General features: G+C 66.9%; 10 protein-coding genes. 3 read left to right on the plus strand and 7 right to left on the minus strand.

Annotation, left to right across the window (positions count from 1 at the left end; genetic code table 11):
• Positions 1–77 precede the first annotated feature (77 nt).
• From ACCQ10_RS19930 to glyQ, 7 genes are all read right to left on the minus strand, one after another.
• A complete protein-coding gene (locus tag ACCQ10_RS19930; protein WP_372361683.1) occupies positions 78–305 on the minus strand; it encodes a hypothetical protein in 228 nt (75 codons plus the stop codon).
• Complete coding sequence (locus ACCQ10_RS19935; RefSeq protein WP_039412262.1) at positions 286–735, minus strand: 3-dehydroquinate dehydratase; 450 nt, start codon at positions 733–735, stop codon at positions 286–288. The genes ACCQ10_RS19930 and ACCQ10_RS19935 overlap by 20 nt, the downstream gene beginning before the upstream one ends.
• Before the next feature lie 9 nt (positions 736–744).
• A complete protein-coding gene (locus tag ACCQ10_RS19940; protein ID WP_372361684.1) occupies positions 745–1,173 on the minus strand; it encodes a hypothetical protein in 429 nt (142 codons plus the stop codon).
• A gap of 290 nt (positions 1,174–1,463) precedes the next feature.
• Positions 1,464–5,321: a translocation/assembly module TamB domain-containing protein gene (locus ACCQ10_RS19945; protein WP_372361685.1), complete on the minus strand. Its 3,858-nt coding sequence runs from the start codon at positions 5,319–5,321 to the stop codon at positions 1,464–1,466.
• The gene (locus ACCQ10_RS19950; RefSeq protein ID WP_372361686.1) at positions 5,318–7,102 is read right to left on the minus strand and encodes an autotransporter assembly complex protein TamA; all 1,785 of its coding nucleotides are present in this window, start codon (positions 7,100–7,102) and stop codon (positions 5,318–5,320) included. Before ACCQ10_RS19950 ends, ACCQ10_RS19945 begins: the two co-directional genes overlap by 4 nt.
• A gap of 345 nt (positions 7,103–7,447) precedes the next feature.
• A complete protein-coding gene (gene glyS, locus ACCQ10_RS19955) occupies positions 7,448–9,700 on the minus strand; it encodes a glycine--tRNA ligase subunit beta (protein ID WP_372361687.1) in 2,253 nt (750 codons plus the stop codon).
• 312 nt (positions 9,701–10,012) lie between these two features.
• Entirely contained in the window at positions 10,013–10,921 is a 909-nt protein-coding gene (gene glyQ, locus ACCQ10_RS19960) for a glycine--tRNA ligase subunit alpha (protein ID WP_372361688.1), read from the minus strand.
• A gap of 89 nt (positions 10,922–11,010) precedes the next feature.
• On the opposite strand from glyQ, the gene ACCQ10_RS19965 reads away from it, so the two are divergent.
• From ACCQ10_RS19965 to ACCQ10_RS19975, 3 genes are all read left to right on the plus strand, one after another.
• Positions 11,011–12,825, plus strand: a complete 1,815-nt coding sequence (locus ACCQ10_RS19965; RefSeq protein WP_372361689.1) for a GspE/PulE family protein — start codon at positions 11,011–11,013, stop codon at positions 12,823–12,825.
• A 944-nt stretch (positions 12,826–13,769) separates the two neighbouring features.
• Positions 13,770–14,522 (plus strand): glutamine amidotransferase, encoded by a 753-nt coding sequence (locus tag ACCQ10_RS19970; protein ID WP_104581837.1) that lies wholly within the window; start codon positions 13,770–13,772, stop codon positions 14,520–14,522.
• A 59-nt stretch (positions 14,523–14,581) separates the two neighbouring features.
• Positions 14,582–15,481 carry a BPSS1780 family membrane protein gene (locus ACCQ10_RS19975; protein ID WP_039412276.1) on the plus strand — a complete coding sequence of 300 codons (900 nt, stop codon included), beginning with the start codon at positions 14,582–14,584 and terminating at the stop codon, positions 15,479–15,481.
• The last annotated feature ends 63 nt before the right edge of the window (positions 15,482–15,544 follow it).

Consider the following 15,544-nt stretch of genomic DNA (forward strand, 5'->3'; position numbering starts at 1 on the left):
TCCAACGCAGCTCACGTGCGGATGCCGGCCGAAGCATCGGCGCACCGTCCAGCCGCGCTGTGGTAGCGGCAGGGCCGCTACAGCCGGGTCACCTGGCATAGCCGGATCTGCCCCGCCTCCAGCCCATGCGCCTCGGCCGCCCGGCGGCGCAGCGCGCACACCAATCCCGCTGCATCCAGCTCGCCGTCGGCAGGCACATCAACGCTGTGCGTCAATTGACCCCACACCACCGGCCGGCCATCGCAATAGCCTTCGTAGTCGGCAAAATAATGCAGCTGGCGCGGCTCAGGTTCCGACATGGACATCGCCCTGGATCTCCGTGCAGCCCAGATGCTCCAGCGCGATTTCCAGCCCGAGCAGATAACTCTGCGCGCAGTAGCCGCGCACGGTTGCAATGCAGGGCGCAAACCCCGGTGGCAAGCATCGCTCCGGCCGGTCCGCGCTGTCGTCGTGGGTCTCCACGAACGGATACGGCAATGCACCCAGCACACGGTGCAGACGCGCACTGTCCACGCAACTGCCCGGATCGATCAACGCGATCTCCATCCGCGCCTGCCCCGCCACGCGCAAGGCATCCAGCAATTCCTGCTCCGACCCACAGGCCCGCAATGCCACGGTCTTGCCCGCATCGCCGGCGCATTGCACCAGCTGGCGAATGACGGCCCGCGGCAACGGCTGCGGCCCACGCACCAGCGGCAGCGACGCCTCCGGCCCGCGCACGATCATGATCGACATGGCGCCTCCTCAGGCAGCCACGCGCAACGGCGCGTGCAGCGACGGCAGGCAACGCACGGCAATGCCGAGCGACATCGCATACGCACGCGGCGCATCGTGCGGCGTGATCACCACCGCCAGCGGCGCGTGCTGCGCATGCAGCCACGGCTCCAGCTCCTGATCAGCATCGGTATGCAATTCGATATACGGCGTCGGCAACGCATCCACCGCAGCGCGCAAGGCCCGCGCGCAACTGCGCTCGGACAAGGGCAGATCGCCCGAATCCAGCAACACCAGCTCCACCTCGGCATCGCCACCGACTGCGTGCAACTCGGCGATCAGGCTATCCACATCGGCACATGCCAACGTGCGCAACGCACGGCCAGCACACTCGTGCGAATGCATCGGCACCAACGGTGCAGCATCAGCCTGAGGACCTCGCAAAATCAGGATACACATCGTGTTCGACTCAACGCACCACTGTGCGGGAGTAGCAAGGTAGGACCGATGGGCATAAAGGGGCCATTCGCGCGCTGGTGCGCCGGTATAAAAAGTGCGTAATGCCTGCGCGATGCCGGTGTGCCGCGCCCGACAATGCGGCTGAAGAGGTTGTAGATAAAACTGCAGCGCTCAACCTGGCGATGCCTCACGCATGGCCGAACGTCCCTTGATATCTGCATGTGTCAGGTCTCGACCTGACACATGCGGCGCCACGCACACCATGTGATGCACTGTTGTGCGATTGACTGTTACTTCTCCCGCCGCCAGTTCACCGAGCCCTTGGTCTCCACGGTGCTCGATTCGGCCTCGATATCGAAGCCGCGGCTGAGCAGGTATTTGAGCGTCAGCACCGAGCCGCTGCCGACCATCGAGACGCCGTAGCCGACGTAGAGTTTGGGCGAGAGGTATTTGCCGAAGCCGACGACCGAGCCGCCGAGGGTGCTGGATTCGCTGACGCCGGCTTCGTCCAGGCCGAGCTTGGCGCCGATCTGCGAGGCGATCAGGCTGCTGCCGGCCGAGAGTGCCGCCGAGGCGGCGCTGACCTGCTGGGTTTCGTCGCTGCTGGCGGTGGACAGGCCGCGGCCGAGCACCAGGTACGACAGCGCCTCCGATTGCGACATCGCCGGTTCCGACCACACATCCGCACGCGGCGATTCGGCACGTCCGCTAACGTCGATGCCGGCAGTGACATCGCCGATCTTGCGTTCGGCGCGTAGGCTCACGCGCGGGTCTGAAACGATGTTGTTGTTCCAGGTCAGCTGGCCGCGGCTGATGGTCAGGTCCTGGCCATAGGCCTTGTAGCGACCACGCACATCCAGCCCGCCGTTGGCCGTCATTTCGCGGCCCGGGCGTGCGCGGATCTGCATCTGCCCGCTCAGCCCGCCCTTCAGGCCGAAGCCGCTCATGTTGACCTTGTCGCCGAGCACGATGGCCAGGTCCATATCCAGCGGCGAGGCCGGTGTTTCTTCCGGGTCCACCGGGTCCAGCACCACCACGTCTTCGGACACTGAGGTGCCGCGATCCAGCCGCTCCAGATCGATGTCGGCTTCGGGCACTGCGACCTTGCCGCGCAGCTGCATGGTGTTGTCGGTGATGCCGAACTGCATGTCCGGATTGGCAATGATGCGCAACTCGCTGGTGTTGTAGGCCAGCACGTTTTCGCCGCGGATATTGAGCAGCAGTGGCGTGCTGGTGCCGAACCACGACAGCCCGCCATCGATGTTGAGCGTGCCCTCGCCGGACTTGGCCGATGCGGTGATCTTGGCCGAGCCATCCGGCAGCGCGTCGAAGCGCCCTTTGCCTTCGCTGAGGGTCAAGCCCATCGACGGGTATTCGGCGGTGAAATCGCTCAGCGTGGCGTCGCCGCCCAGCAGCGGTTTGTCGCGGGTGCCGCGCAGGCTCACATGGCCTTCGACCAGGCCCTTGGGCCGCACCACGTCAGCCACGACCAGCTCCAGCCAGTACAGCCGCGACATGTTGAGATACAGCTCGCCGTTGAGCGGTGCGTACGCATCCCAGCCGGTGTTGAACTTGGCATCCACAAAGCCCGCGCCCTGGAAACCGATACCGAGCTTGGCCTGGATCTGCTGCTGGGTGAAATCGGCCTGCACGCTGAACTGGTCGTAGCGCAGCAACTCGCCGCGATTGGGATTGCCGGCCACCGCGGCGTAACGGGTTTCGCCGAGGCGAATGCCGCCTTCCGGCGAGGCGACACGCAGGCTGCCTTCCCAGGCGTTGCCGCGCGGCTTGAAGCTGCCGTCCAGCGACAGCTCGCCACGCAGATAGATCTGCCGGCCTTCCTGCTTGGGCAACCACGGTTGCACCAGCGCCAGCGGCAATGCATCGCCGTGCACCACCATGCCCTCACGCGGCCAGTTGGCGCTGGCGCACAGCGCGCCGCCGGTGGCCGCGCCCAGGCAAGTATCGGACAAGGTAAATGCGGCGCCATCGGTGCTGAACTGCGCCGGCTGGCGCAGCGCCCAGGCATCGCCCTTGGCCGGTGCGATGCGCAGCGTGGCGACCTGCCCCTGCCAGCGCTCGCCGTTGCGCCGCACATCGCCCTGCAGGGCGACGCTGGCCATGCTGTTGGCGATGTCGGCATCCAGGCGCAAGGCTTCCACCGCACCGCGTGCCTGCACGCGCACGCTGTCCAGCACCACGCCCGCCTCGATGGCAGTGCCCTGCAGGGCCAGCTGCCCGTCGCTGCCGCGCCACGGCAGGCGGCCGCGCAGGCTGATGCTCTGCGCGCTATAGGTGTCCCAGCGCAAGCCATTGCCGGCGATGTCGGCGGTGATGTCCGGCGCATCGCGCTTGCCGCTGACCTGCAGCTGCCCGCGCACCACACCGGTGGCACCCAGCAGCACATCGTCCAGCTGCAAGGGCTGCAGCTGCGCGGCGATGTCGAGCTGGTCGCCCACCTTGCCCTTGGCGTTGATGCGGCTATTGCCCAGCGCCAGTTGCAACTCACCCTCGCCTTGTTCGCCACGCAGTGCGAACTTGCCATTGGCCGACAGCGCGCGTTGACGCAGCTGGCCGGTCAGGCTGGGGATGTCTGCAGTGGCCTCGAAGCCCGGCGAGACACCGCCGGCCGGTGCCGGCAACTGGCGGCCCTTGGAGGCGACTTTGCCGGAAAGATTTCCGTTCCATCCTGGCGCGAAATAGCCCGGATCGAACTTGGCCAGCTGCGCGGTGACGTCCCACTGCAGCTCCGGCGTCCAGCCCACCTCGCCGGTGAGATCCAGCGAACCGCCCGGCGTTTTCGCCTGCACCTGCTTGAGCTGCGCGCGTTGATCGTTGCCGCGGCTATCGAACACCAGCGCGGCCTGCTGGCCGTCGCGTTGCAGCGTGGCGCGGCCGATGGCCGCCCAGGCCTTCAAGGTGCCGGCAATGCCCAGGCGCGCCTCTTGCAACTCCACCGGCACCAGCGGTGCATCCGGGGTGGCCGGGTCCGGCGTCGGGGTGAAGCGCAGGCCGCTGGCGTTGACGGCAAAGCGGAAACTCGGATTCTGGGTATCGCGGAAATCGGCGGTGCCGCGCAGCTGGGTGCGACCTTCGAAGGTGTCGATCACCAGCGGTTCGACGGTCAGTACCTGATCGGCCAAGCTGATATGCGACGGCTGCAGGGTGGCGCTCAACTCGCCCTGCTTGATGCTGCCCTGCAGGTCGGCGTTGCCGCCCTTGCCGGAGGCGGCCAGGTTCACTGCGATCGGCGTGGCCGGCGCGCTGGGCGCGCCATCGGCAGCTGGAATCAACAGCGAGGTGTCCAGCGCCTCGGTGACCGCCTTGAACGCCCAGGTCGGGTCGTCGCGGCCGGTGAACACCAGGCTGGCCTGCAGCGGTGCCGGCGCGCGGCCGGCGATGGCCACTTCCATCTTGTCCAGATCGCCGCGTGCAACCAGCCCGAGGCTGGCCGGCGTACGCCCGCGCGCGGCCGGCAGCACTGCGGTGGCGGTGAGATCGGCGTGGTAATCGTCGTTGGGAAGGTAGTCGCCATGCAGGCGGAAGTCGCCCATGTCGGTGTCGACCACCAGATCGCGCGTGCGCAGTTCGCCGGTGGCCACTTCCAGGCCGCCCTGCACGGTGTGGAGCACGATCATCGGCTGCTGCAGTTGGGTGATGCGCAGGTTCTGCACATCGATCTTGTCGGCCTGGATCGCCAGCGGCACGTTGATCTGCGGCAGCGACTCCGGCCAGCTGGGCAAGGTGAACGGTTCGTCGCTCTTGCCGAGGTTCAAGGTGGCATTGCTCACCTGCACGGCATCCAGTTGCAGCTTGCGCCCCAGTAGCGGCCGCAGATCCGGCTCCAGGTACACGCGCTCGGCGGTGAAGTGGATGTCCTGGTACTTGAAATCGACGTTGCGCAAGGTCAACGGGCCCGCTACCGGGCCTTCGACGGTGCCGTAGGTAAAGCTGGCGCCCACCGGCAGGCGCGCCACCACCTGGGCCAGCAACACATCGCGCCCGGCCACGGTCTGCAGCAACCAATAGATCGCGATCAAGGCCAGCAGCACCAGCCCGAGCACGGTCAGGCCGGAGCCCACCCAGAAGCGGCGCCGGCGGTAGAAGCGCGCGCGGCGCGGCGCGGAGGGCGGCGTGGGTGTACTCACAGGTTGGCACCGATATCGATATACAGCTGGAACTGCGAGTCGGGGTCGTTCAGGCCGTGCGCGATGTCCACGCGCACCGGCCCCACCGGCGAGCGCCAGCGCAGGCCGAAGCCGATACCGGTATGCCAGTCGGGCGTGTTGTCGAACGCGCTGCCGCTGTCGACGAACACCGCGCCACCCCACGGCCCGCCCTTGAGGTAATGCTCGTACTCGGCACTGGCGGTGACCGCATTCTTGGCACCCAGCGCGAATTCGTCCGGCTTGGGCGTGCGCGGGCCCACTTCGCGGAATGCATAGCCGCGGATGCTGTTGGCGCCACCGGCGAAGAAGCGCAGGCTCGGCGGCATGGCGACCAGATCGCTGGTCCAGGTGGTGCCGCCTTCGCCGCGCAGGATCACCCGCCCGTTGTCGCCGGCGCCGAGGAACCAGCGCAGCTGCCCATACAGCTGGCCGAAGTTGGTGTCCGAGCCCGCCCCCTCGGCGCCGCCACGGATGAACATCTGCGCCGACACGCCACTGCGCGGAAACAGGCGGTCGTCGACATTGACGTAGTTGGCCTGCAACTGCGGATAGATCAGGGTGGAGGTTTCGTACACCGCCCCTTCGAAGTCGTTGCCGCTGCTGAAGCGCCAGCGCTCGCGCAAGGCGTTGATGGAGGCGATCGCGCTCCAGCGCTCGTTGACCTGGCCGCTGCGGCTGCCGGTGAGCTTGACGTTGCGCAGGTCGATGTACTCGGTCTGCTCGTCATACAACCGCGCCGAGGCGGTGTACCAGCCGTCCAGCCAGCGGAACGCCGGCACCCGGTAGCTGGTGGTCAGGCTCTTGCGGTTCTGCGCGTAGTCCAGCTGCGTGTCCATCTTGTGGCCGCGCGAGTTGACGTAACGCCGCTCCACGCCGCCGCGCACACCGGCACCGCTCTCGCTGCCGTAGCTCAGGCCCGAGGTGTAGACGGTGCGCTTGGCACGGGTGAGCTTGACGTCCACCGGCACGCGGCCATCGGCGTCGGCCTCCTCGGGCTTGGGCTGGATGTCGATGCTGCTGAAGTAATCCAGCTTGGTCAGCGACTCGCGCAGCCGGTCCAGCTTGCCCTCGTGGTAGTAGCTGCCCTCGTCCCAGTACACCAGCGGGTCGAACAGCCCGTCGCGGAAGTAGTCGTAGTCGAAGCGCACCTTGCCCATGTCGTAGCGGCGGCCGCTGTCCCAGTTCAGATCGATGTCGGCGGCGTGTTCGGCGCGCGTCACTGCCACCCGGCGCTGGGTGAAATCGGCATCGAAATAGCCGCGCTCGGCCAGGCGCCGGGTGATGCGCACCTTGCTGGCCTCGTATTGCGGATGACTGAAGACCTGGCCTTCGCGCGGCTCGAACTGCTTGAGGTCTTGCCCCAGGTAGCGGTCCTGCTCGGCCCAGCCGGTGATGGAGATATGCGAGGTGCGCACCCGCACCGGCTCGCCGCGGTCCACCGTGATCACCACCGTGACCCGGTCGCCGTTGCGCGGCGCCGCAAGCTCGATGGTCGGCGAGTAGTAGCCGAACGGCTCCAGCGCCTCGCGCGTCTGTCGCTCGGCCTGGGCCAGCAGATATTCCAATCGCGACTCGCCCTGCTCCTTGCCCACGGCCTCATACAGAGACAGGGAGACCTCGATGTTCTCGATCATCTCGGCGTCGTCGCCGTCGTCCAACCCCTTGATCTCGATCTTGTCGATGGTTGCCCGCGCCAGGGCAGGTCCAGCCAGGACGCACAGCAGCAGAAGAACGGGTCGAACCCGGAAGATGAATCGCATCGGCGCAGGATACCGGCAGGACCGCGAAGGTCTGTTAATGGGACGTCTAGGGGTCGAGAGTGCCATGTCGTCTGTCACGTGCGCATGCACACGCCTGCACAGGAGGCTCGCCGGATGAGAGGACAGCGCCGTAGGCTTCCCGGGAATCGGCGGAGATAGCACCCGCGTACCGTCAGCCCGCACATGGCGCAGTGATGTGGCGTTGTTCCTTCTCCGCGGGTGAAGCGTCTGTGCCACGGGGTCGCACTACGGCAGCAACGCTGCAGCGCACCACTGATGATCGGTCAGGCGCTGTCGTCCCCAGCCGGCGCGTGACGGCAGCGGCACCGTCACGCGCATTGCCCGTCAGCTGGACAAGTGCTCGATGGCGGCCACGCTGCCGAGACGGTCGCCGAGCTTCTTGAGCAGGGCCAGGCGGTTGGCGCGCAGTTGCGGGTCTTCGGCATTGACCATCACGCCGTCGAAGAAGGCGTCCACCTGCGGGCGCAGGCGGGCCAGGCGGACGAGCACGGCGACGTAGTCGTGGCGATGCAGCGCGTCGCCGGTGTCGCCTATCGCCGCTTCCACGGCTTCGGCCAGGGCTTCTTCGGCCGGTTCACGTAGCAGGCTGGTGTCGATGTCGCCGGGAATCTCGCCCTCGACCTTGCGCAGGATGTTGCGAATGCGCTTGTTGGCGGCGGCCAGGGCTTCGGCTTCGGGCAAGGTGGCGAAGATGCCGATGGCATCGATGCGGCGGTCGAAGTCGTAGAGGGAGCCGTGGGTCGCGCCCAGGTGCGCTCCTACGCCCAGCGGTGTAGGAGCGCCCTCGGGCGCGACCGAGAACAAGCCAGCGACTGCATTGAAATGCGTTGCGGGCACGCCTTTGTCCGCGTAGTAGCCGCGTAGGCGGTCGAGGATGAAGTAATGAATATCCGACGTCAGCTGTTTCGCTTCAACTTTATTGCTTGGGAATGACATGGAAATCGAAGTGACTCGTTCTCCTTGAGCAGCCTTTTCTTTAGCAACAGCAGAAACCTTTGCTAACTTCGTCGCATCATCAACGCGCGACATGTCTACTTCTACTCCGCTAATCGCTTGGTTCAGCAACGCTAGCAGGTCTAGCTCAAACCCACTCTCAATCACCGTCCGCGCCAACCCCAATGCATTACGCCGCAGCGCAAACGGATCCTTGTTACCGGTCGGCTTCAGACCCGCCGCAAACCCACCGGCCAAGGTATCCAGACGCTCGGCGATCGCCAGCACCTTGCCCAACGGCGACAGTGCGATATCGTCGCCGGCAAAACGCGGCTGGTAGGCCTCGTCGATGGCCAGCGAAATCTCGCTCGGCTCACCAGCGGCCTTGGCGTAATGCCGGCCGGCAATGCCCTGCAATTCCGGGAATTCGTTGACCATGCGCGACTGCAGATCGTTCTTGGCCAGCTCTGCGGCACGCCGCGCCTGCACCGGATCGGCGCCCACCTGCGGGGCGATGACTTCGGCCAGCGCCGCCACGCGCGCGACCTTGTCGGCCACGCTGCCGAGCTTGGCCTGATACGTGACAGTGGCCAGGCCTGCGCCCATCGCTTCGAGGCCCTGCTTGAGGTCTTCGTCGAAGAAGAACTTGGCGTCGGCAAAGCGCGGGCGGATCACGCGCTCGTAGCCCTTGGCCACTTCGGCCACATCCTTGGAGACGATATTGGCGATGCCGATGAACTGCTCGGTCAACTTGCCACCGTCATCCAGCACGGGGAAGAACTTCTGGTTGATCTCCATGGTCTCGATCAGCGCTTCCTGCGGCACCGCCAGGAAATCGCGCTCGAAACTGCACAGCACCGCCGACGGCCATTCGACCAGGTTGACCACCTGCTCCAGATTGTCGTCGCTGATGCGCGCAGTGCCGCCGGCCTGTTTGGCGGCCGCTTCCACCTCTTCGACGATGCGGGAGCGGCGAGCGTCGGCGTCCACCAGCACATGCGCTGCGCGTAGCGCCTCGACGTACTCGCCCGGCGCGGCCAACGACACCGCGCCTTCATGCATGAAGCGGTGCCCGCGCGTCACGCGATCGCCGCGCACGCCCAGCAATTCGGCCGGAATTACCTCGTTACCGAACAACAGCACCAGCCACTGCACCGGCCGCGCGAAGGCGTAGTCGTGCGCGCCCCAGCGCATCGGCTTGGGGATCGGCATGGCAGCGATGGCTTCGCGCAGGATGTCGGGCAACAGGTCGGCAGTGCGCGCGCCCGGCGTCACCGCGCGATGCACGAAGCGCTCGCCCTTGGCGTCGCTGGTACGTTCCAGCGCGGTCCAGTCGATGCCGGCCTTTGCCGCGAAGCCGGCCAGCGCCTTGGTCGGCTGGCCTTCGGCATCCAATGCGATAGTGAGATACGGCCCCAGCACTTCAGAGCGCTGCTCCGGCTGCTCAGCGGCAACCCCCGGCAGCAGCACCGCCAGCCGGCGCGGGGTAGACAGCGGCTTGGCATCGCCGCGGGTGATGGCAACGCCGCGCTTTTCCAGCCCGGCCAGCACACCGTCGAAGAAAGCCTGCGCCAGGCCCGGCAGCGCCTTGACCGGCAGCTCTTCGGTGCCCAGTTCGATCAGCAGGGGAAGTTGTTCGCTCATGTGACATGGACCTTTGCGTATTCCCTATCTCCCGTCGGGAGAAGGTGCCCCGAAGGGCGGATGAGGGGACGGGCGAAGCTCTGTGGAGGTTGGGTACATGAGGGCTACGCCCCGTACCCCACCCCAACCCCTCTCCCGCAGGAGAGGGGCTTTGGTCCCTTTTCCCGTCGGGACATTGTCCCCCTTCATGGGGGAGAAGGTGCCCCGCAGGGGCGGATGAGGGTACGGGCGAAGCCTTGGGAGTTTGGGTGCATGAGGGCTGCGCCCCGTACCCTCACCCCAACCCCTCTCCCGGTGGGAGAGGGGCTCTCGTTACTTCTTCACCCCGGGGAACCCCAGCTTCTCGCGCTGCGCGTAATACGCCTGCGCCACGCCTTGCGCCAGCGCGCGCACGCGCAGGATGTAGCGCTGGCGCTCGGTGACGCTGATCGCGCGGCGTGCATCCAGCAGGTTGAACGCGTGGCTGGCCTTGGTCACCTGCTCATACGCCGGCAACGGCAGGCCGACCTCGACCAGGTGCCCGGCCTCGGCTTCGCAGGCATCGAAACGGTGAAACAGCTCGGCCACATTGGCGTGTTCGAAGTTGTAGGTGCTCTGCTCCACCTCGTTCTGGTGGTACACATCGCCATACGTCACCGCGGCGCCATCCGGGCCGTAGGTCCACACCAGGTCGTAGACGTTGTCGCAGCTCTGCAGGTACATGCACAACCGTTCCAGCCCGAAGGTGATCTCGCCCAGCACCGGCTTGCACTCCAGCCCGCCAGCCTGCTGGAAGTAGGTGAACTGGGTCACCTCCATGCCGTTGAGCCAGACTTCCCAGCCCAGGCCCCAGGCACCGAGCGTGGGCGATTCCCAGTTGTCTTCGACAAAGCGCAGGTCGTGCACCAGCGGGTCGATGCCCAGCGCCTTGAGCGAGCCCAGGTACAGGTCCTGGATGTTGTCCGGGTTGGGCTTCATCGCCACCTGGTACTGGTAATAGCGCTGCAGGCGGTTGGGATTCTCGCCGTAGCGGCCATCGGTGGGACGGCGCGAAGGCTGCACATACGCCGCATTCCACGGCTCCGGTCCCAGCGCGCGCAGGAACGTGGCCGGGTGGAACGTGCCCGCGCCCACTTCCAGGTCCAACGGCTGGATCAGCACGCAGCCCTGGTCGGCCCAGTACTGGTTGAGGGTCTGGATCAGGCCCTGGAACGTGATTGGAACGCGGGGGGAATCGGACATGCAGCAAGGGCCGTGCGAAAGGGGTGCGCTAGTATACCGGCCCACCCGCAGCGCTTCGCCGCGGGCGATCGCGGCAGGGGACAACCAGCATGGAACAGCGGCGTACCGCCGATCCGGATAACGCAGTGGCACTGCTGCCGCGCGGCCGGCTGATGTTCGACTCGGTGGCCGCCGCGTTGCTGGCCGATGGCATGGTGGTGCCGCACGAACACGAGCGCGTGCAGTTCTCCGCGGCCGGCGCTCGCACTGCCAGCGACGTGCATCCGCTGGTGCTGCTGGCTAATCTGAAGTTGCATGCCGCGCAGCCACCGGCCGGTGAACTCGGGCTGGAACGGCTGACCGAATGGCTGGCCACCCGCACCGGCCTGCGTTACCTGCGTATCGACCCCACCCGCATCGATGTGGCCGCCGTCACCGGCGTGGTCTCGCACGCGTATGCGCGCCGCCACCGCATCCTGCCGCTGGCGCTGGATGCCGAACGGGTGCTGATCGCCACCAGCGAGCCGCTGGCGCTGGAATGGCTGGCCGACGTGCAGCACCTGAGCCGGCGCCGTATCGAGCTGGCGCTGATCAACCCGCTGGACCTGCATCGCTACACGATGGAGTTCTTCGGCGTGACCCAGTCGGTGCGCGGCGCGCGCGGCGATGCGCGCAGCACCGAGTCCAATGCGGGCCTGCCCAGCTTCGAGCAGCTGGTGGAACTGGGCCGCGCCGGCGATGTCAATGCCGACGATCACCACATCGTGCATATCGTCGACTGGCTGCTGCAATACGCCTACGAGCAGCGGGCCAGCGACATCCACCTGGAGCCGCGCCGCGAGGCCGGGCGCATGCGCTTCCGCATCGACGGGGTGCTGCACAAGGTGCTGGAAGTGCCGCCCTCGGTGATGACCGCGGTGGTCAGCCGCATCAAGGTGCTCGGGCGCATGGACCTGGCCGAACGCCGCCGCCCGCAGGACGGCCGCATCAAGACCCGCTCGCCGGGCGGGCGCGAGGTGGAAATGCGGTTGTCGACGATGCCCACCGCGTTCGGCGAAAAATGCGTGATGCGCATCTTCGACCCGGATTCGGCGTTCAAGAGCATCGAGCAGCTCGGCTTCAGCCCCGAGGAAGCCGCCGGCTGGAGCGCGCTGGTGGAACGGCCGCACGGCATCGTGCTGGTCACCGGCCCCACCGGTTCGGGCAAGACCACCACGCTGTATTCCACGCTCAAGCGCCTGGCGACGCCGGACGTGAACGTGTGCAGCGTGGAAGACCCGATCGAAATGATCGCGCCGGAATTCAACCAGATGCAGGTGCAGCAGAACATCGACCTGGATTTCGCCAGCGGCGTGCGCACGCTGCTGCGCCAGGACCCGGACATCATCATGATCGGCGAAATCCGCGACCTGGAAACCGCGCAGATGGCGGTGCAGGCCTCACTCACCGGGCATCTGGTGCTGTCCACGCTGCACACCAACGATGCCGCCTCGGCGATCACGCGCCTGCTCGACCTGGGCGTACCGCACTACCTGGTGGCCTCCACGCTCAACGGCGTGCTCGCGCAGCGGCTGGTGCGCACCCTGTGCGTGCACTGCAAGCGCCCGCACACGCTCACCGACGCCGACTGGGCGGCGATTCGCGAGCCGGGCGAAGCGCTGCCGGAACCACTCAACGTGCACGCACCGGTCGGCTGCCTGGAATGCCGCCGCACCGGCTACCTGGGCCGGGTGGGACTGTACGAACTGTTGCCGGTCACCCCGCGCCTGCGCACCCTGATCCGGCCGGACACCGAATTGGCCAGCTTCAGCCACGCCGCCCGCGGCGAAGGCCTGCGTACGCTGCGGCGCACCGGGCTGGAAAAGGTCGCCGCCGGGCTGACCACGGTGGAAGAAGTGCTATCGGTATTGCCGCCCCGGGAGTAGCCAAGCCACTGTGGCCGAGGGAGCGGCGAGGACCCTGCACCAGACAGTTGGACAGCGGTTTTATAGAAGCTGGGCATGGTGCGAAGACGGTGCGGCTTCGCGTTTGGGTGCTGCAAGCTGGCCGCGCCCAGTGATGTAGCCAGCGCACGTCGCCTGTCGCCTGCACTGACACACCGACCATCTCCACCGGTCCTTGCCCGCTCACCGTCGCGGGACCCTAGGCGGCATGGATGCCGCCACGGAGCTACATGGACGTATTTGCAGCGTGTCCTGCGATGGTGGGCGGGCAAGGGCCCTGCAGCAAACGCAAAGTCGTCGAGTGCGCGGTGCCCTCACCGCTCGCGGGACACGCCGTGAATCCGTCTCTGGAGGCTCGTTGGCGGCATCCATGCCGCCAACGGTCCCGCAATCGGTGAGGACATCGCACCAGACAGTTGGCTGGTGGCTTACCAGAAGAAAAAACACCGCACCAAAGCGTTGGTCGTTGCGCTGTTGAAAGCTCTGCGAACGACCAACTTGACTGGTCCTTGCCCGCCCACCGTCGCGGGACCCTTGGCGGCATGGATGCCGCCAAGGGGCTACATGGACGTACTTGCAGCGTGTCCCGCGAGGGTGGGCGGGCAAGGGCCCTACATCAAAGGCGCAGCGTGGAGGGCGCGGCTTCGCGTCGAAAGTCGGTCAATCCAGCCATGCCTCTCCCGTTCAAGCAGGCCACGGCATCCTCAGGCCGCGACGCCACGAACGCGCCGATAATCCAGTCGCGCCGATCTCTGCCGATATCCAGGGCATGCCACCGCCGTGGCGATCCCGTCGACCCCGCCTGGAGGGAATCAAGACATGTCATTCGGCAATGACGCGCAGGGCCCATCCGGGGGAGACGCTTGAAACATAGCCGCCCCCGCCGCCTACAATCGGGCACATCTGTCGTGTCCGGATCTTCGCGCATGTCTGTTTTGCCGTTCCTGATCATCGAAACCGGGCAGCCCGTGCCGGAGATGAAGCGCTACGGCCGTTTTCCGCACTGGATTCGCGTGGCGGCGGGGCTGGCCGAGCATGAAACGGTGGCCATCGACGTCGCCAATGGCGATCCGCTGCCTGATCCGGCTGACTTTGCCGGCGTCATCGTCAGCGGCTCGGCCGCCTTCGTCACCGACCGCGCCGACTGGAGCGAACGCAGCGCCGGCTGGCTGCGCACCGCCGCGCACCAGGGCATGCCGTTGCTGGGCATCTGCTACGGGCATCAACTGCTGGCGCATGCGCTGGGTGGCGAGGTCGACTACAACCCGGCCGGGCGCGAGTCCGGCACGATCGCGCTGGAACTGCACCCGCCGGCCGGGCAGGACCCATTATTCGCCGGGCTGCCGGCGCAGTTCCCGGCCCATGCCACCCACCTGCAGACGGTGGTGCGCGCCCCGGACGGTGCCATCGTGCTGGCGCACTCGCGCCAGGACCGCTGCCATGCGTTCCGCTGGGGCCGGGCCACCTGGGGCGTGCAGTTCCACCCGGAGTTCGCCACCCACCACATGCGTGGCTACGTCCAGGCCCGCGCGGACTGCATTGCCCGCCATGGCCGCTGCGCCCGCACCGTGGCCCGTGAGGTCACCGCCGCGCCGGTGGCCCGCAAGCTGCTGCGCCGGTTCGTGCACCACGCCCGCGGCCTGCAAACAGTGAACGCTCGTCCCGCCGCGCACACGTAAAAGCAGCGATAATCGCGTCACGCCGGATGGTCCGGCGCGCGTATCGATCCGGAATGGGAATGAGCGAAATTCGCAAGGTGCCGGCATCTGCCGGCGCAGAATGGCTGTTGACCGGTTTCTCGCTGTTGAAGCGGGCGCCGCTGGCGCTTGGCTCGCTGGGGGTGATCTGGAGTGTGGCCGCCTCGCTGGTGGTGTCGCTGTCGGTGCTGGTGCCGCTGCTGGGCCCGGCCCTGCAGTTCCTGTTGGTGCTGGCCGGCCCGCTGTTCATGGGCGGCCTGCTGTGGGCGATCCGCGAGGTGGACGAAGGCCGCGTCGCCAAACCGTCGCATCTGCTGCACGGCCTGCAGGACGGCCGCGCCCCCCATCTGCTGGTGTCGCTGCTGCCACAGCTGATCGCCGGCCTGCTGCTGGGTGTGCTGTTGCTGGCGATGATCGGCGCCAGCGGGCTGCAGCAGTTGTCCGAAGTGATGGTGAAGATCAACCAGATCAGCCAGTCCGGTGCCCAGCCCGACCCGGTGCAGATCGAGCAACTGGCCGCCAGCCTGCCGGCCGGGCGCATCCTGCTGTGGCTGCTGCTGACCATCGCGACCTTCGCGGCGATGACGCTGGCGCTGTTCGTGATGCCGCCGCAGGTGATGTTCGACCGCAGCACCGGCGGCCACGCACTGCGCGAAAGCCTGCGTGCCAGCCTGCACAACCTCCCGGCGATGCTGGTGTTCTTCGTGCTGGCCTTCATCGCCATCTTCGCGATCTATTTCGCGGTGATGATCGTGGCGCTGATTGTCGGCCTGGTCGCCGGGCAGACCGTGGCGATGTGGCTGGCCCAGCTGCTGCTGATGGCGGTGCTGATGCCGGTGTTTGCCGGCTCGGTCTACGCGGCGTGGAAGCAGATGTTCACCCATGAAGGCGCCGCCGCGCAGCCGATCAAGCCCTCACGGCCGGATGTGTTTGCGGCCTGATCGCCTTGATCCGGGGATGTGCTGACAACGAAACCCTGATCCGTAGGAGCGCACCCGGGCGCG

Origin of the sequence: Xanthomonas sp. NCPPB 1325, from assembly GCF_041477645.2 — a bacterium.
GTDB lineage: Bacteria > Pseudomonadota > Gammaproteobacteria > Xanthomonadales > Xanthomonadaceae > Xanthomonas > Xanthomonas cannabis.